10 protein-coding genes are annotated in these 17,373 nt (G+C 72.8%); 4 read left to right on the top strand and 6 right to left on the bottom strand.

Features of this window, described 5'->3' with window-relative positions; all coding sequences use genetic code 11:
* Positions 1 to 96 precede the first annotated feature (96 nt).
* Both J5X86_RS37270 and J5X86_RS37265 read right to left on the bottom strand, forming a co-directional pair.
* The gene (locus J5X86_RS37270; RefSeq protein ID WP_208521093.1) at positions 97 to 1,263 is read right to left on the bottom strand and encodes a glycosyltransferase family 1 protein; all 1,167 of its coding nucleotides are present in this window, start codon (positions 1,261 to 1,263) and stop codon (positions 97 to 99) included.
* A 316-nt stretch (positions 1,264 to 1,579) separates the two neighbouring features.
* Positions 1,580 to 3,004 (bottom strand): HEAT repeat domain-containing protein, encoded by a 1,425-nt coding sequence (locus J5X86_RS37265; protein WP_208521092.1) that lies wholly within the window; start codon positions 3,002 to 3,004, stop codon positions 1,580 to 1,582.
* Between the two features lie 314 nt (positions 3,005 to 3,318).
* Between J5X86_RS37265 and J5X86_RS37260 the strand changes: the two genes are divergently transcribed.
* Positions 3,319 to 4,848 carry a PP2C family protein-serine/threonine phosphatase gene (locus J5X86_RS37260; RefSeq protein WP_208521091.1) on the top strand — a complete coding sequence of 510 codons (1,530 nt, stop codon included), beginning with the start codon at positions 3,319 to 3,321 and terminating at the stop codon, positions 4,846 to 4,848.
* Positions 4,849 to 5,007: 159 nt separating this feature from the next.
* Here the strand turns inward: J5X86_RS37260 and J5X86_RS37255 are convergent, their stop codons facing one another.
* Positions 5,008 to 6,516: a hypothetical protein gene (locus tag J5X86_RS37255; protein WP_208521090.1), complete on the bottom strand. Its 1,509-nt coding sequence runs from the start codon at positions 6,514 to 6,516 to the stop codon at positions 5,008 to 5,010.
* Between the two features lie 246 nt (positions 6,517 to 6,762).
* On the opposite strand from J5X86_RS37255, the gene J5X86_RS37250 reads away from it, so the two are divergent.
* Both J5X86_RS37250 and J5X86_RS37245 read left to right on the top strand, forming a co-directional pair.
* On the top strand, positions 6,763 to 7,866 hold the full coding sequence (locus J5X86_RS37250; protein ID WP_208521089.1) for an aminoglycoside phosphotransferase family protein: 1,104 nt from the start codon (positions 6,763 to 6,765) through the stop codon (positions 7,864 to 7,866).
* A 160-nt stretch (positions 7,867 to 8,026) separates the two neighbouring features.
* Positions 8,027 to 10,051 carry an N-acetylmuramoyl-L-alanine amidase gene (locus J5X86_RS37245; RefSeq protein WP_208521088.1) on the top strand — a complete coding sequence of 675 codons (2,025 nt, stop codon included), beginning with the start codon at positions 8,027 to 8,029 and terminating at the stop codon, positions 10,049 to 10,051.
* A gap of 116 nt (positions 10,052 to 10,167) precedes the next feature.
* On the opposite strand, the gene J5X86_RS37240 is transcribed toward J5X86_RS37245, so the two are convergent.
* Both J5X86_RS37240 and J5X86_RS37235 read right to left on the bottom strand, forming a co-directional pair.
* The gene (locus J5X86_RS37240; RefSeq protein WP_208521087.1) at positions 10,168 to 10,668 is read right to left on the bottom strand and encodes a hypothetical protein; all 501 of its coding nucleotides are present in this window, start codon (positions 10,666 to 10,668) and stop codon (positions 10,168 to 10,170) included.
* Between the two features lie 61 nt (positions 10,669 to 10,729).
* A complete protein-coding gene (locus tag J5X86_RS37235) occupies positions 10,730 to 13,417 on the bottom strand; it encodes an ATP-binding protein (protein WP_308124833.1) in 2,688 nt (895 codons plus the stop codon).
* Between the two features lie 491 nt (positions 13,418 to 13,908).
* On the opposite strand from J5X86_RS37235, the gene J5X86_RS37230 reads away from it, so the two are divergent.
* The gene (locus J5X86_RS37230) at positions 13,909 to 15,063 is read left to right on the top strand and encodes an isoafricanol synthase (RefSeq protein ID WP_208521086.1); all 1,155 of its coding nucleotides are present in this window, start codon (positions 13,909 to 13,911) and stop codon (positions 15,061 to 15,063) included.
* 109 nt (positions 15,064 to 15,172) lie between these two features.
* Here the strand turns inward: J5X86_RS37230 and J5X86_RS37225 are convergent, their stop codons facing one another.
* The gene (locus tag J5X86_RS37225) at positions 15,173 to 17,005 is read right to left on the bottom strand and encodes a long-chain fatty acid--CoA ligase (protein WP_208521085.1); all 1,833 of its coding nucleotides are present in this window, start codon (positions 17,003 to 17,005) and stop codon (positions 15,173 to 15,175) included.
* Positions 17,006 to 17,373 lie beyond the last annotated feature (368 nt).

Below are 17,373 nucleotides of genomic sequence, written 5' to 3'. Positions count from 1 at the left end.
CGCTCATACCGCGCCTTTCATTCGCTTCTCCGCCCACGCGGCGCAGAGGCGCGGGCATCACGACCACCTGCGGCCCGGCGGCCGCGCGTGCGGCGCTCATGCCGCGACCGCCGTACGGGCCGCCAGCACCTCGGTGTAGTGGTCGATCAGCTGGTCGCCGATCGCCTCCCAGGTGCGGCCCTCGACCGCCTCCCGGCCGGCGTGCCCCAGTGCCGCGCGCAGCTTCGCGTCGGCCGAGAGCAGCGATACGGCGTCGGTCACCTCGGTCGCGTCCCCGGGCGGCACCAGCAGCCCCGTACGCCTGTGGTCGATGAGGTCGAGCGGGCCGCCCGCCGCGGGTGCGACCACCGGGACGCCGCTGGCCTGGGCCTCCTGCACGGTCTGGCAGAAGGTCTCCTGGGGCCCTGTGTGGGCGAAGACGTCCAGCGACGCGAAGACGCGGGCCAGGTCGTTGCCGGTGCGGCGGCCGAGGAAGCGGGCCCTCGGCATGGCCGCCCGCAACGCGGGCTCGCTCGGCCCGTCCCCGACCACGACCACCTGGACGCCGGGAAGCCGGCTCAGCGGCGCGAGCAGCTCGACGTTCTTCTCCGGGGCGAGGCGGCCGATGTATCCGACGATCAGCTCACCGCCGGGGGCGAGGGAGTGGCGCAGCTCCGGGTCGCGGCGCGAGGGGTGGAAGCGCTCGGTGTCGACCCCGCGCGGCCACAGCCTGATCCGCGGCACCCCGTGCTCCTCGAGGTCGCGGGCGGAGGCGGTGGAAGGAGCCAGGGTGCGGTCGGCGGCGGTGTGCACGGCGCGGATGCGCCGCCAGGCCGCGTTCTCGCCCGCGCCGAGGTAGGTGCGGGCGTAGGAGCCGAGGTCGGTCTGGTAAACGGCCAGCGCCGGTATCCGCAGCCGGAGCGCGGCCGTCATGCCGCGCGCGCCCAGCACGAAGGGGCTGGCGAGGTGGACGACGTCGCTGTGGTGGGAGGTGATGGCGGCGGCGAGCTTACGGCTGGGCAGCGCGACCCGGACCTGCGGATAGCCGGGCAGGGGCAGGGAGGGGATACGGACGACGGGGTACGGATGCGACCGGTCGAGCTCCCCTTGGCTCTCGGGTGGCCCGCCGGCCGCGGCGGGCGGTGGGCCTCCGGGGGGACCCGCCGGTGCGATGACCAAGGGGTGATGACCACGGCGGTGGAGATGGTCGGCCGTCTGCAGCGTGCAGTGAGCGACGCCGTTGATGTCGGGTGGGAAGGATTCAGTCACGATGGCGACACGCATACCGGTGTTGTCGGCGTACGAAGGGTGGCTCCGGCATCGTGCACGTTTCGCGCCGTAGAACGTCCCATGAGCGTTGGCCTTCGCGCTCCCAGGGCCCTGCTCAGCACCCCGGCGAGATCACATCAAACCCGCATGAACCCGCCTCAATGACCGACCGGTCACTCGGCGTGAAACTGTCGCCCGGGTGAACACCCTGTTCGGGTGGCGCGGAGGTACGGAGGGTGACGACCCCTTCACCCTGCCGGGGAAGACGCGTCTACCGCCTCCGAGGTTGCGCGCCCCGGCGCGAGATCGTGCTCCGGGGCGGCCGGCGGGATCAGAAGTCCGGGGTTTCGGGCCCGATGCGGCTGCGGACCGCTGTCTGGACCTCGGCCTCCTCCGCCGGGTCGGCGGCCAGCCGGCGGAGTTGTTCGACGACGCGGGTGTCGGCGGTGGCGGCGTGCCGGGCGGCGAGTTCGCGGGTGCTCTCCTCGCAGTCCCAGAGGCATTCGACGGCGAAGCCCGCCGCGAAGGACGGATCGGTGGCGGCCAGCGCGCGGGCGGCGCGGCCACGCAGGTGGGAGGAGGCCGTCTCGCGGTAGACATGGCGCAGTACGGGCGCGGCGCAGGAGATCGTCAGGCGTCCGGCGCCGTCGACGAGCGTCCACAGGATCTGGGCGTCCGGGCCCTCGGCCCGGACCGTGCGGCGGAGGGCGGCGAGCACGAGTGGGGTGTCGTACTGACCGCCGCGGCAGGAGAGCATCGCGGCCGCCGCGTCACCGAGGGCATCGGGGCGGTGGGCCCAGACGCGGGCCCGGTCGAGGGCGGAGATGCTGCGCATGCGTTCGAAGGCGGAGAGGCCCGCCTGGGAGACCAGCTCCGAGGCGTCCGACTCGGTCACGGCCGCCTCGATCAGGTCGAGCACCTCGGGGTCGCCGATCTCCGCGAGATGCCGCAGCGCGGCGGCGCGGGCGGCGTCGGGGGCCGACGCGGCGGCGGCGAGGAGTTCGGGCCGGTCCTCGGGACCGGCGACGGCGGCCAGACAGCGGGCCGCCGCGTCGGGGCGGCGGGCGTCCGGCTTCAGATCGTGCTCCCGCTGGGCCCACAGCAGGATGTCGTGGACGCTCCATCCGGGGCGCGGTCCCGAGGGCCGCATTTGGCGCTGCCACCGGTCGAAGGCGCCCTGCTCCGCCGCCGCGCGCACCCGCGGCCCGTGCTGCGGATCGCCGGCCCACAGCCGCCAGGGCCGGGGTTCGTAGGCGCCGCGTACGACGGTGGCCAGCTCGGCGTCGCCCTCGGAGGTCTCGGGGAAGCGGGCGAGGACCGCGGGGGCCAGGCCGCGCAGCCCGGGGTCGTCGTCGCGCAGGGCCAGCTCGTCGAGGGCCCATTGCCAGTTGCTGCCCGCCGCGGTGTAGCGTCGCAGCAGCCGCAGGGCGTCGGCCCTGCCGTAGGCGGCGAGGTGGCCGAGGACGGAGAGGGCGAGCCCGGTGCGCGCCTCGTCGTCGTTGACCAGGTCGTCGGGGTGGAACAGATGCTGTTCGATTTCGTCGAGCTCGGCGTCGAGATCCAGGCAGAGCCTGGCGTAATAGAGCGAGCGGTTCTCGACCTGCCAGTCACGGCGGGGGTCGCGCAGCACACAGTGGTGCAGTGCCGCGAGCGCCTCGGCCCGCGGCGCGGCGAGGGCATGCAGGGTCCCGTCGCCGCGGCCTCGCTGAAGGAGGCCGAGCAGGGTGCCGCTGGGCGCTATGTCTGGATCGAACATGAGGTCAGCATCCGGTGCGGGAGGTTCGCTGGCAACGGGATTTCCGTCGATCGGCATTCTTGCCGATGTCCTGGCGCCGTATGCCTGATGAACGGCGTGGGACTGAGGGACTCCCAAGCGCCGCAGCCTACCCGGAATCGCGCCCTCCGCCGATTCCCGCCCGATATGCCCCCGGAAGGCCATCGGCATATGCCGCAAGCACCACCGGATCGGGTATTGCCAAACCGCTTACGGGATGTCGCAGCCTGTGCAAGAGTCGTTACCGGTCCCTCCCCTCAAGACCCGGCCGCGCCGCGCCCGTATCGGAGAACGTCATGCCGTCCCCCCGCTCCGCGGACCATCCCGCCGTTCCGCCTCCCCAGCGTGACACGGTCGACGCCCTCATCTCGCAGACCCAGCGGCTCCGCGGCGGGCTCGACGCCGTCCGCCGCGACACCGTCGCGGACCTGGGCGGTACGGACGACGCGCAGGTGCGCTGGCAGCGCGCGCTGTGCGAGCTCGCCGTCCACCAGCTGGACGATCTGGACCGGCATCTGGGCGAGCTGCGCGAGGGACTGCTCGCCGATCCCCCCAGAACGGACGAGGGAGCCAAAGCCGACGCGACGGGGACGGACGGGGGGACGGAAGCCGACGCGGGGGTGACGGCCGAGGCCCCGGCCGGGAGCGATGCCACCGGCCGCGGTTCGCTGCTGAGCCGGGTCGGCAGCGCCGAATGGAACCTCCTCTCCGACGAGGTGACCTGGTCCGACGAGCTGTGCCGGATCTTCGGCCGCGACCCCGGGGACGGCGGGCTCACCCTCGACGAGCTGCCCTCCTGGGTCTTCTCCGAGGACCAGCCGATCCTGACCGCGATGGTCACGGACTGCCTGGTGGACGGAAAGCCGATCGACGGCGAGTTCCGCGTGGTGCGCGCGGACGAGGTGGTGCGCACCATCCATATGGCGGGCGAGCCGGTGCTCGACACCGACGGCAGCACCGCCTCCATGTGGGCCGTGCTCCGGGACGTGAGCGAGCTGCGCCGCAGCGAACGGGCGGTGCGCGAAAGCCGGGACACCCTCAGCCACCAGCGGCGGATCGCGCGGACCGAGCGCCGGCTGGCGGTGGAGGTGCAGGAGGCCGTGCTGCCGCCATGGCGCGGCTCCCTCCGGCTTCCGGCCCGTGACGGCTTTCCGGGCGCCGGCCCGGCGGCCGACGGCGCCGCCCTCGACCTCGCCGCCCACTACCTCCCCTCCGAGTCCAGCGCCCAGATCGGCGGCGACTGGTACGACGCGCTCGAACTGCCGGACGGACGGACCCTGCTGAGCGTCGGCGGCCTCACCGGCCATGGCGTGACCGCGACCTGCGGTATGGCCATGCTGCTGGGCGCGGTGCGCGGCATGGCGGTGGCCGGGATCGAGCCGGGCCCGCTGATGGGGCGGCTCAACCAGCTGCTCGCCGTCTCCTCCCAGCCCGCGCTGGTCGGCGCCGCCTGCGGGCAGTACGACCCGCGCACCCGCACCCTGGTGTGGGCGCAGGCCGGACACCCCGCCCCGCTGCTCTTCCGCGACGGGACGGGGCGCCCGCTGCGCTCTCCCGACGGCGTGCTGCTCGGCGCCACGACGGGCGCCGCGTATACCCAGTCCGAGGAGCGGCTGGAGCCGGGCGATCTGCTGGTGCTGCACACCGGACGGCTCGCCCGGGACGCCGAGGGCGCCACCGAGCGGCTGCTCGCGCTCGCGCCACGGCTGACCGCCGCCCATGGCGCCCAGGAGTGCGTACGGACCGTGGCCGAGACGTTCGGCGACGAGCCGCGCGAGAACGACGCCTGTGTGCTGATCGCCAGGGTCACCGGTGCCCGCGCATGACGCGGCTTCCCGCGTCGGCGTGGCGCGGTGATCGACCCTCGTAAGGCGTTGGCTTCCCGTACGGGTGGCTTGATTCGTAGGGGTTGACTCGTCGTAAGGCGTTGCCCCCTCGTCAGGCCCCTTATGAGGCGTGGCCCGTTATGAGGCGTGGCCCGGCCGCTAGACGGCCGCGCTCCTGGCGATGGAGCCGGACCCTTTCAGCCCCGCGCCACCCTTCCCCGTGCCACTCTTCGGCATCACCTGCTGGATCTCCTCACGCAGCTCCCGGATGGCCGGTGTCGTGCTGTACCGCCCGGTGAGCCGGTACATCTCGCGCAGCCGGTCCCAGGTGCGATGCGAGGAGTTCTGCTCGATCGTCAGCAGGGCCAGCCGGGCATAGCGGTCGGCCTGCTCGGGATCGTCGCCGATGAAACAGGCCGAGGCGATGGAGATGTAGTCGAAGATCTGGGACCGCTGGCGCCCGCCCTCCCGCATCCGCAGCGCCTTCTTGGCATGGCTCTCGGCGATGCCCGCCGCCCCCGGCTCGTGCTCGGCGAGGGTGCGGTAGACCAGCCCCTGCATCCCGTACAGATCCGCCTCGTTGAAGAGCTGCATCCAGCTCGGCGCCGGTCCGTCGTCCCGGGCCGAGATGAACAGCTCCTCCGCCTCGCCCAGGGCGCGGCGCACCGCCTGGCCGTGGCCCTTGGACGCCTGCGCCCATGCCTCGATGGTGCAGAACATGGCCCGGGTGCACGGCAGCGCCGCCTCGCCCGCACCGGTCTTGGCCAGCTTCATCAGATCCAGGGCGTCGTCCGGGCGGCCCAGGTGGACCATCTGCCGGGCGGCCCGGGAGAGCGCCTCGCTCGCCCGGGGGCGGTCGCCGCCCTCGCGGGCCGCGTGGGCGGCGATGACGAAGTACTTCTGGGCGGTGGGCTCCAGGCCGACGTCATGGGACATCCAGCCGGCGAGCACCGCCAGATTGGCCGCCACCCCCCACAGCCTGCGCTGCAGATGCTCGGGGTGGCGATAGGCGAGCATGCCGCCCACCTCGTTGAGCTGGCCGACCACGGCCTTGCGCTGGAGCCCGCCGCCGCGGGCGGCGTCCCAGGCGCGGAAGACCTCGACCGAGGTCTCCAGGGCATCGATCTCCTGGGAGCCCACGGGGGCGGCCTCATAGCGGTCGAAGCCCACGGGGTCGAGGGACAGGGGATTGTCGGTACGGGGCGCGTCGGTGGCGAGGGTGGGGTCGGAGAGCAGAAACTCGCTCATGGCACCGGTGATGGCGGATCCTGCGGCGAGCGCGGCGCCCGCACCCACCAAGCCGCGTCGGTTGAACATAAGGTCCATTCCCGTGAATTCGGTGAGGACCGCGGCCGTGGACTCGGGCGGCCAGAGCAACCCGTCGGCGGGCTGCCCCTTTCCCGAGCGCCCCCCTCGTCCGAACCCGAGGTCCTCAGTGGTCACGACTCGACCGAGACGCTCGGTGAACAGGGCCGCCAGCACCTTGGGCACGGGATCGCGCGGCGTCTCGCCGGTGTCGATCCAACGCCGCACCCGCGAGGTGTCGGTCGCCAGCTGCGGATGGCCCATGGCCGCCGCCTTCCGGTTCACGAGCCTCGCGAGCTCCCCCTTGGACCATCCGGCGAGGCCGAACAGGTCCGCAAGACGGGTGTTGGGTTCCCTCGTCACGTCAAGCCCCCAGGTTCCTCGGCTGACTTGACAGTAACGGTCCCGTCACGAGCCGTGCGACTATTCGCCAGGGTTCGCCAGGGTCCGCCACATGGTGTGCCACCCGCACAGGGGTGTGATGTAGGAGTGCGTTACCCGGCCCCGTGGCGGATCGAGCTGAACCGACCGCATTCCCCAGGGTGCGGCCCCGCCTCGGGGCCGGGTGCGTACGCAACTCGTCGGCACACGAAGGGATCTGTATCGCCCATGTACGCAGCGTCGTCCTCCGTGTCCGCCCCGCCCCGGCCGTACCGGCGGCAGCTGCCCGGCTCTGGGCCGTACCTCGATCCCGCCCACGGCGGCCGGGCCCGGCGGGCCGCCGCCCCCGGCACTGTGCCGCCTCGCGGGAGACTCGACTTGTCCGGTCCACAGGGTGCGCAGCTGCGCACCGCGATCACCTCGGTCCATCGCATCTGTCCGGAGTTCAACCCGGTGCAGGTGCTTCGGCGCAGCGGACGGTCCGTGCTCCTGATCGGGGCGACCGGGCGCAGCACCGCGGTGGCCAAGTGCCTGCTGGACCACTCCCCCGCGTGGGCCGAGCGGTTCCGCCGGGAAATAGCGATGTACCGCACGTTCGTCCGCCAGCGTCCGCCGGTGCGGGTGCCCCGGCTGATCGCCGCCGACCCGGACAACTGCGCGCTGATCATCGAGCGGATGCCCGGGCGGATCGCGGCCGCGCAGCGCCACCCCACCGAGCCCCCGCCGCGCGCCGATCTGGGGGCGGTGCTGGGCGCGATCCGCAGGGTCAACCAGTGGCGGCCGCCCGCCGGTCTGTTCGACGCCCCCATCGACTACGCCGCCCGGCTGACCCGCTATCACGAGCTCGGGCTGCTCACCGACCGGGACATGGGCGATCTGCAGAAGCTGCTGCGCGGCGTCTCGCACGCCTGGGGGCGGCAGACCCCGGCGCAGTTCTGCCACGGCGACGCCCTGTTGAACAATGTCCTGCTGTCCCCCGCGGGCCCGGCGCTCCTCGACTGGGACCACGCGGGCTGGTATCTGCCCGGCTATGACCTGGCCACGCTGTGGACGGTGCTGGGCGACGCGCCCGTCACCCGGCGCCAGATCAGCCAGCTGGCGCAGGCCTCGGGTCCGGCCGCGCGGGACTCCTTCCTGGTGAATCTGATGCTGGTGCTGACGCGGGAGATCCGCCAGTACGAGACCGCGGTGCAGCGCACCATGCACGATCCCGCCCCCGTGGTGCCGGGCGCGGTCCCGGCCGGTGAGGAGCAGCGGCTGCTGCTGCGCCGGCTGCATGACGACTGCGCGCTGGCTCGGCGCGCGGTGCGGGCGGCGGTCGGCACCCGCTGAGCGGAGGCGGATGGCGGCAGGGGCGCGTCACCGGTCTGGACCGGTGACGCGCCGCAGTCGGGCTGACATGCGAACACGCGTCTGGGTGACGGCGATTGACGTCACGCCTGGCAGCGCATATCTCTAAGTGGCTCGGCCCGGCCCGCTTGAGGAGGCTGCAATGCCAGAATCCGCACAGGACAGCGCCCACGACGCGAACAGAACCCCGTCCGGCCCCACCCGGAGAACCACACTGCGGACCGCGGGAGCCGCGGCGTCCGCCGCCCTTCTGCTCCCGCTGGTCTCGGCGACACCCGCCGCCCATGCCGACCAGCCGCGGGCCGACGGTCCTCCTGCCGACGGCGGCGCCCTGCAGCGCGCCTTCGCGGCCGCGGCCGCCGAGTACGGCGTTCCGCTCGGCGTGCTCCTGGGCGTCTCGTATCTCCAGTCACGCTGGGACGGCCACCGCGGCGCGCCCAGCGTCACCGGTGGCTATGGGCCCATGCATCTCACCGACGCCCACACCGCCCTGCTCACCGCCCCGCACCACAGCCAGGGCACCGAGGACGCGCGCGGCGATCTCGCCCGGCCGCTGAGGGTTCCCAAGGCCACCGTTCCCGAGCCCCGGCAGCTCCCCGCCCGGCTGCGCACCCTCGGCCGGGCCGCGGAGCTCACCGGGCTGTCCGCGGAGGCGCTGCGCGGCGATGAGAGCGCCAACGTGCGCGGTGGCGCGGCCCTGCTGGCCGCCACACAGAAGCGGCTGGGGCTGCCGCCGAGCAAGGACCCCGCCGGCTGGTACGCGGCGGTGGCGGCCTACTCCGGCGCCGATGACGCCACGGCCGCGGCCGCCTTCGCCGACGAGGTGTACGAGGTGATCCGCGGCGGTGCCGCACGGACGACCGCCGACGGCGAGCGGGTCTCCCTCGACGCGGCGCCCGCTCTCGCGCCGGACACCCGGCAGCTACGGACGCTCGGTCTGCCGTCCCGTGCCCGGGATCCGCATGTCGAGGCCCCCAAGGATGTGTCCTGCGAGTGGATCCCGGCGCCCTACGAGGAGTTCGGGGACAGCGACTACGGCAACCACGACCTGGGCGACCGCCCCGCCTCGCAGTCCATCGACTACATCATCATCCATGACACCGAGGGCTCCTGGGACACCACCATCAAGCTGGTCCAGGACCCCACCTATGTGTCCTGGCAGTACACCCTGCGCTCCTCCGACGGGCATATCGCCCAGCATGTGCCGCTCAAGGACGTCGCCTGGCACGCGGGCAACTGGTACGTCAACGCCAAGTCCATCGGCCTGGAGCACGAGGGGTTCCTGACCGCTCCGGACGCCTGGTACACGGAGGCGATGTACCGCTCCTCGGCGCGGCTGGTGCGCTATCTCGCCAAGCGGTTCGACATTCCGCTGGACCGCCAGCACATCCTGGGCCATGACAATGTGCCGGGCACCACCACCGCCACCATCGCGGGCATGCACACCGACCCCGGCCCCTACTGGGACTGGGCGCACTACTTCACCCTGCTCGGCGCGCCCTTCCGGCGCACCGCGGGCTCCTCCGGCGGCCTGGTCACCATCCGCCCCGACTACGACACCAACCGGCCCGTCTACACCGGCTGTGAGACGGCGGGCCAGGCGTGTGCCCCGCACGGCTCGGCCGCGGTGCGGCTGCACACCGCGCCGCGTGCGGATGCCCCGCTGGTCAAGGACATCGGGCTGCGGCCCGACGGCTCCGACTCGACGACCGGGGTCAATGACACCGGCGCCCGCGCCACCACCGGGCAGCAGTTCGCGGTCGCGGGCCGTGAGGGCGACTGGACGGCGATCTGGTACCTCGGCCAGCGGGCCTGGTTCCAGGACCCCAAGCGGCGGCCGACGGCGGTGAGCGCCAAGGGGCTTGTCGTGACGCCCAAGGCCGGGGCGAAGGAGGTTCCGGTGTACGGCCGCGCCTATCCGGAGGAGGGGGCGTATCCGGAGGGTGTGCCGGTGCAGGCGGTTTCGCCGCTGCCGTACAAGCTTCTCGCCGGGCAGTCCTATCCGCTGGGGCTGAGGACGCGGGGCGAGTATCTGTGGGCGACCACCTTCGATCCGGCCGGTCACAAGGTGGTGCGCGGCCAGGACGTGTACTACCAGATCCAGTTCGGGCACCGGGTGGCGTTCGTCCGGGCCGCCGATGTGACGGTCCGGCGCTCGGGGAAGTGAGCCTGGCGGGCCGTCAGTCCGCCCCGGGAGAGTGGTAGACGGGCCATCCGGGGGCCGTGAGCGACCGTGTCGGCCGTGTGCCGTACGGGCGTCTCACGGCCCCTCGGCGGCACTCCTCAGCCCTGCTGGAACATCTCCGCGGGCAGCGGCTTGAGCAGCCGGTACAGATCGTCGGTGATCGGCCGGTCCCAGCTGGCGATGGTGACGAGCACACCGTCGCTGCGGTCGAACTGGGCGCAGGAGATCCGGCCCTCGGAGAGCTTGATCCGGCGGACGATGAGGAGGTTGTCCTCATGCATGACCGGGCTGTCCTCGGTGTCCACCACATGGACCGGCTCGTCGTTCCCGAGCGCCGCCAGCAGTTGGGTCACCTCGAACGGCGGCTGGCCCTCGGCCACCTCCCGGGCCGGGGATCCCTCGGGCAGATTGCCGATGATCATCGCCGGGCCGCGGCCGCCGAACAGGTCGTAGCGCAGGAAGACGCCCTGGCAGGTGCCGTCCGGAGCGGGCAGCAGCCCCGCCCCGAGGTCGCCGGGCCAGTCTCCCGGGTCCATGGCGAGGACATCGAAGTCCGGCCCGGTGGGCGTGGCGGCGCTGCGGCGGCGGAGGAAGGACATGCGGACATGGTACGTGGCCGCGTGCCGGTTACCGTGCCGGGGAGCGGGCGGGCCGCACCCCTCATCCGGGGTCGGGCGCCGGGCGCTGGGGAAGGCCGACGGTGGGGGTGATCAGCCGCTTCGCCAGCCCGGCCCGGTCGGTGCCGACCTTACGGTAGACATCGGAGAGCAGCCGGGCGACCTCACGCTCCTCCAGCCCCGTCGCCTCGCCGATCCGGGCGTCCGGCCAGCCCTCGGCGGCCCGCTCGGCGACGGCCTGCTCCTGCGAGGTCAGCGGGCTGGTGTGATCGACCCGCAGTTGCATCGGACGCAGCCCGGCCGCGGACAGCTCATCGCGGGCCCGGGCCGCGAGCGCGTCCGCCCCACAGCGCACCGCTCCCTCCAGACCGCGGTAGAGCCGGTCGCCGGCCTCCTGGGGCAGGCCGATGCGGCGCAGCGCGGCGCCGTGGTCGACCAGCGCCACGGCCAGGTCGTAGGCGGCCGGTGACCGCATCAGATGGCTGACGGCCTCGGCCAGCAGCTTGATCCGGTCAGGGCCCTGGGTCACGGTGGCCGCGGTGTGCAGCGCCTTGCCGATCGCGGAGTGGGTGCCGAACTGACGGGCACGGCGCACCGCGTCGTCGGCGACCTCGACGGCCTGCGCGGGATCGGTCAGCGCGAGGGTCTGGGCGAGGTGGAGCTGCCAGGGGCACCAGGCGGGGTTGCGCATCCCGCGCCCGTCCATGCGGCGGCCGACCTCGGTGAGCTGGTGCCGGGCCTCGCGGTGGAGATTGGCGGCCAGCAGCAGCTCACCGCGGACCGCCGGTACGTCGGGGCAGAGCGTGGCCTGCGGAAGGGTCTCGCCGCGGTGCCCGGCCGCGAACTCCTGCGCCTCGCGGACCCGGCCCTGGCAGATCAGCGTTCCGATGAGGGTGCCGACCGCGGTCCAGTGCGCGGGTGTCGAGGAGCCCACCAGATCGGCGATCCGCATCCCCTCCCGGGCCAGCTCCTCCGCCTCGCCGAGCGCGCCGCGGCGCAGACGGGCGTAGCCGAGAAGAGTGAAGCCGAACGCCAGATGGGAGCCGCGCCAGCCCTTGCGCTCGCATTCGGCGATGCCCTTGTTGAACAGCTCCTCGGCGCGCCCGGGCTGGTCGCAGTGGAGGAAGACCAGGGCGACCAGGATCGGCACCTCGAAGCCCCAGTCGTCATCGGTCCAGCTGAGGCCGTCGCCGAGGGCCTCCTCCGCGTAGTGCAGTGCGGTGGCGACCGGCTCTCCGCGCGTCATCGCGTCCCAGGCGCGCAGCCCCAGCAGATAGCGCTCGGCCATGCCGCGGCCGGTGAGGTGGTCCGCGAGCCGGGCGAGCCGCCGGGAGCGGGCGGGCGACTCCTTCTCGTCGGCGCGGAACATGTTCCACATCAGCTGCTCGGTCTGCATCCGCAGCCGGGTGCGGGCGCTGGTGGCCCGCCCGATCTCGGCGGCGACGACCTGGGCGGCCTCCTCCATACGGCCGCTGTGCCCGTATGCCTGGGCGAGCCGGTAGATGATCGCCTCGCGCAGGTCGGGGCCGAGCGCGGGCTCTTCGAGCGCGGCCCGCAGATGGTTGACGGTGACGTCGGGCTCGGTGAGCTGGGCGGCGCAGCCCAGCTCGTACAGCACGGCGGGGCGCTCCTCCAGGGCGGGTGGTTCGCGCAGCGCCCGGGCCAGACAGCGGCGCCCGGCGTCGGGGGCTCCGGCGCGCAGATACTCCCGGGCGGCGGCCCGCAGATGGTGCACCACCCAGGGGTCGCCCTCGGGGTGCATCTCCACCAGATGCCGGCCGGCGGCCGCGGAGCCCAGGCCCGCGCCGAGCACCACGGTGGCGGCCTGGCCGTGCATGGCCACCCGCAGGGCGCCGGGGATGGCCTGGTAGACGGCGGTGGCGATGAGCGGGTGGAGGTACTCGAGGGGCCGGGTGCCGTTTCCGGGGCGCGGCGGGGCCAGGATCCGCGCGTCGACGAGCCGCGCCACCACATCGACGGCCTCGGTCTCGCTGAGCCCGGCGACATTGGCGGTCAGCGCCGGGGTGGCCTCGATACCGAGGACGGCGACGGCCCAGGCGAGGCGGACGGCGGCGGTGCCGAGGCGGGTCAGCCGGTCGTTGAGCCCGCTGTCCTTGGCCGAGGAGACCAGTTCGCGCAGCGCGGGCAGGTTCTCCGACTGCGGTTTCAGCCGGCGGTCGCGGATCTTGGCGGTGAGCTCGGTGATCTCCCAGGGGTTGCCGCCGGTCATCGCCCAGCACTCGCGGCAGAACGCCTCGTCGGCGTGGTCCCCGAGGACCTCCCGGACGATCCTGCCGACTCCGCTCGGGGTCAGCGGCGCCAGCACATGGGGACGTGATCCCTGGCGCTCGACAAGGGTCCGTATCACGGCGACGTCGGCGGTCAGGCCCTCCGGGCGGTATCCGACGGCGAGCAGTAGGGGCAGGTCCGCGGTGCGCGAGGCGAACCGGGTCAGCCAGTCCAGCGATTCGGGGTCGGCCCAGTGGACATCGTCGAGGATCATGACGACCGGGGCGTGTTCCACGGCGAAGCGGGTGACCAGCCAGTCGAGGCCGTCGCGGACGCCCTGCGGATCGGGTGCGCCTCCGTTGCCAGAGACCACCAGGCCGACCGCGGGCGCGACGATGTCGTACCAGCCGCCGAGGATCCTGCGGTGCTCGTCCTCGCCGGTCGCCGCGAGCACCGGCTGGAAGAGCTGGCGCACCACATGGAAGGCCGCGGCCCTGTTCATGCTCACCGCCACGGGCCCGGAGCACTGTGCAGCCGCGCGCGGCGGCCCTCCGGCGCGCCTCACCGAGCAGCGCGGTCTTACCGACGCCGCCGGGGCCCTCGAAGGCGATCACTCCGCCGCCGCGGGTCTCGGCCCGATCGGCGGGATCCGTCCCGCACAGTTCGGTCAGCGCGGCGTCCACCGCGCGCAGCTCCCGATCCCGCTCCAGCAGTGTCCGGCGCGTCCGGTCCTGTTGGCTCATGTCCTCCGCCACGTTCTTCCCCTCCGGCAGGTGACGCCGAGCGTAGCGCGGATGGCACGCTCCGTAGCCCCTCAATGGGGGGATTTCCGCCGGGCATTGCCAGTGGCACACGCCAATTCACTGCCTCCTCTATCGATGCCACGTTCCGCACGCGAGGATGACCGGATTCACCGGGTTGGCCAGACGCCGCGTAAGCCTGTGGTATATGCGGCCTCGGCCGCCCGACCAACGAAGGGGGCGGACACGACTCATGCACGCGCACGCTTCGCGACCACAGGCCCGGCAGACGACACTGCTGCGACGGGCGGCCCTGTTCGACTTTCCGGCCTCCGCGGACCTCAGTCCCGGCACCGACGCGGCCAGGCACCACACCATCCAATGGCTTTCACGGTTCGGCGTCTTCGAGGCCCATGAGTCCGTCGCGGAGTACGACGCGCTCCGCTTCGACGTGCTGGCGGGGCTGTTCTACCCCCGGGCGACCGGCGCCGAGCTGAACCTGGGCAGTGACCTCGTGGGCTGGTACTTCGTCTTCGACGATCAGTTCGACGGGGAGCTGGGCTCCCGTCCGGAGGCCGTGGCGCGGCTGGTGGCGGACGTCATCCGGATCACCGAGGAGGACGCGGCGCACGGCAGGGCACAGGGCGGCGAGGGGCCGCTCCTGGAGAGCTTCCGCGACCTGTGGCGCCGGATCAACTCCGGTCGGCCGCAGGTGTGGCGGGACCGTTTCCGCCACCACTGGCTGGAGTACCTGCGCTCCTACCACCGCGAGGCCCTGGAGCGGACCGGCGCCCTGCCCGGGGCCGGCGGGGACGCACCGCGCTCGGTGGAGGCCGTGCTGGCGCTGCGGCGTCACTCGATAGGCGTACAGCCCTGTCTCGACCTGAACGAGCCGTTCGGCGGCTACACCCTGCCGCCCGCGCTGCACGGCGGCTTCCCGATGGCGCGGATGCGGGAGGCTACGGACGATGTGGTGGTCTTCACCAATGACATCGCTTCCCTGGACAAGGAACTGGCCGTCGGCGACGTCCACAACAGCGTCATCGTCCAGTGGGAGCGCGCGGGTGGTGAACTGGAGGACGCGGTACGCCATATCGCCGACCTGGCCAACGCACGCTACCGCTGGTTCGAGGAGACCGCGGCCAGGCTGCCGGCGCTGCTCACCGAGGCGGGGGCGGCCCCGGGCACCCACCACGCCGTGGGGCGCTATGTGGACGGCATGCGGCATGTGATGACCGGCAATCTGGGCTGGTCGGTGCGTACGGCACGCTACGACGAGCGGGGCACCGAGGCGGTCAGTGGGGGACGGCAGCGGCCCTGGGCACAGCTGACGGGCGCGGAGGAGCTGATCCGCGCGGGGCGGGGCGCGCCGCTGCCACCGCTGGGCAGCGGCTCGGGCTCCCGTTAGCCGGGGTGCGGAAGCCGACGCGTTCGGAGCGCTCTCAGCTCGTGTGGGGCGCTCAGTTCGCGTGGCGCGGCGCTCAGTTCGCGTGCGGCGCTCACCTCGTATGGGGCGCTCAGCTCGCGTAGAACTGCTCGATCTGCGCGGCGCACACCTTGTAGACCGCGTCGCGTCGCAATTTGAGCGAGGGCGTCAACAACCCGTCCTCCACGGTGAATTCCTTCGGGAGGATACGGAAGGCCCTGATCGACTCCGCCCTGGACACCGAGAGGTTCGCCGTGGAGACCGCCTGCTGGATCTCCGCGTGCAGCGCCTTGTTCGCCGACGCGTGCTCCCGGCCGACGGGAAGCCGCGCGCCGACGACCTGGTGCCAGCGCGCCAGCATCTCGGCGTCCAGGGTGATCAGCGCCCCCACGAAGGGGCGGTTGTCGCCAACCAGGACGCACTGCGAGATCAGCGGATGCGCCCGCAGCCGCTCCTCCAGCGGCAGGGGGGAGACGCTCTTACCGCCGCTGGTGATGATGATGTCCTTCTTACGGCCGGTGATGGTGAGATAGCCCTCGCCGTCGAGGAATCCGACGTCTCCGGTGTGCAGCCAGCCGTCGCGCAGCGCGGCCCCGGTGGCCTTCGGATCGTCCAGATAGCCCTCGAAGACGGTGCCGCCGCGCACCCATACCTCGCCGTCCGGCGCGATGCGCACCGTCGTGCCCGGCATCGGGCGGCCCACCGTGCCGTGCCGGGGACGGCCGGGCGGCTGCGCGGTGATCGCCGCCGTCGTCTCGGTGAGGCCGTAGCCGTTGTAGACGGTGATCCCAGCGCCGGCGAACGTCAGCCCCAGCTCCCGGCTGAACGGTGAGCCACCGGTGACCGCGTAGCGCACCCGGCCGCCGAGGACGGCTCTCAGGCGCCCGTAGACCATCCGGTCGAAGACGGCGTGCGTGGCCCTGCGCCCCGGGCCCGGTCCCTTCCCGCCGCCCTGTGACTGCTGCTCGACGGCCGCGGCGTAGCGCACCGCCGTGGCCATGGCCTTCTGGAAGACCACGCCCCGGCCCGCGTCCTGGGCGGCGGTCCGCGCGGCTCCCAGGATCTTCTCGAAGATGTAGGGCACCGCGAAGACGCAGGTCGGGCGGAAGCTCTGGAAGGACGGCAGCAGGGCGGACGGAGTGAGTTCGGGTTCATGCCCCATGAGGATGCCGCCCCGCACGCAGAGCACTTGGACCATCAGTCCGTAGATATGCGCCAGTGGGAGGAAGGCGAGGATGGCGGGCTGCACCCCGGGCTCGGCGAACAGCCCGCTCCAGCCCGCGAACAGGGTGTCGCATTCGGCGGCGAGATTGGCATGGGTGATCATGCACCCCAGGGGCTGTCCGGTGGTGCCCGAGGTGTAGCAGATGACCGCCGTGCAGCGCGGTTCCACGAGCCAGCGCCGCTCGGTGACCAGTTCCTCGTGGACATCGGCGCCCCGCCGCCACAGCTCCGCCACGCACCCCTGGTCCATCTGCCAGATGGAGCGCAGTCCGGGAAGGGCGTCGCAGACGGCGCCGACCGTCATGGCGTGGTCCTCGCCCTCGACCACCACGGCCACGGCCCTCGTCCGGGCCAGGATCCAGCGCACCTGCTCCGCGGGGGACGTGGGGTAGACGGTCACCACCTGGGCGCCGACCGACCACAGGGCATAGCTGAACAGCGTCCACTCGTACCGCGTCCGCGCCATCAGGGCCACCCGGTCCCCGAACCGCACGCCCTCGGCCAGCAGGCCCTTCGCCAGCGCCAGGACCTCGTCCCTGAAGGCCCCGGCGGTCACCGGAGTCCACCGGCCGCGGTCGGTGGCATCCCGCCGGGCGAGCTGAACCCTGTCCGGTTCGCGGTCCGCCAGTTCGTAGACCGAGTCCGCGAGCCCGCCCGCGCGCAGCGGTTCCACCATGTGAGGGAGACTGAATTCGCGCACGACACCCCCTGTTTTCGGCCGACTTGCCGCCCCGCGCAACGGGGAAGTGGGAGGGAAAACTACCCGCCGGGGCCGGGGCTGCATAGAGCGGTGGACGATTCTGTTCCCGCCCACGGAGACCTACTGCGACCTGCCGCTGTTACCGTGAGTCACCCTCACATTTCCACGCGGGAAGTGATGGGCTGTGAACCTCCGGTGAACGCATGGGAAAACAGACCTCGGTGCCGTGTCCGGCGACGCGCGGATCCACCAGGGCGTTCCGCGTCCTGATTCTGGCCGATAACGCACGCACCGCCGTGGGCCGGGCGCCGCGGGGCCGGGACCACGGCGTGCTCTTCCGAGAGGCGACATGCCAGGGGCGGGCGGGT

Source organism: Streptomyces sp. NEAU-YJ-81, from assembly GCF_017592595.1.
Classification (GTDB): domain Bacteria; phylum Actinomycetota; class Actinomycetes; order Streptomycetales; family Streptomycetaceae; genus Streptomyces; species Streptomyces hygroscopicus_B.
The sequence above is the reverse complement of the archived record's forward strand: the minus strand, read 5'-3'. Positions and strand labels throughout refer to the sequence as shown.

Coding starts and splice junctions, on each gene's coding strand:
- J5X86_RS37270 (WP_208521093.1), bottom strand. CDS start 1,263: ATGCGTGTCGCCATCGTGACTGAATCCTTCCCACCCGACATCAACGGC.
- J5X86_RS37265 (WP_208521092.1), bottom strand. CDS start 3,004: ATGTTCGATCCAGACATAGCGCCCAGCGGCACCCTGCTCGGCCTCCTT.
- J5X86_RS37235 (WP_308124833.1), bottom strand. CDS start 13,417: ATGAACAGGGCCGCGGCCTTCCATGTGGTGCGCCAGCTCTTCCAGCCG.
- J5X86_RS37240 (WP_208521087.1), bottom strand. CDS start 10,668: ATGTCCTTCCTCCGCCGCCGCAGCGCCGCCACGCCCACCGGGCCGGAC.
- J5X86_RS37250 (WP_208521089.1), top strand. CDS start 6,763: ATGTACGCAGCGTCGTCCTCCGTGTCCGCCCCGCCCCGGCCGTACCGG.
- J5X86_RS37245 (WP_208521088.1), top strand. CDS start 8,027: ATGCCAGAATCCGCACAGGACAGCGCCCACGACGCGAACAGAACCCCG.
- J5X86_RS37260 (WP_208521091.1), top strand. CDS start 3,319: ATGCCGTCCCCCCGCTCCGCGGACCATCCCGCCGTTCCGCCTCCCCAG.
- J5X86_RS37230 (WP_208521086.1), top strand. CDS start 13,909: ATGCACGCGCACGCTTCGCGACCACAGGCCCGGCAGACGACACTGCTG.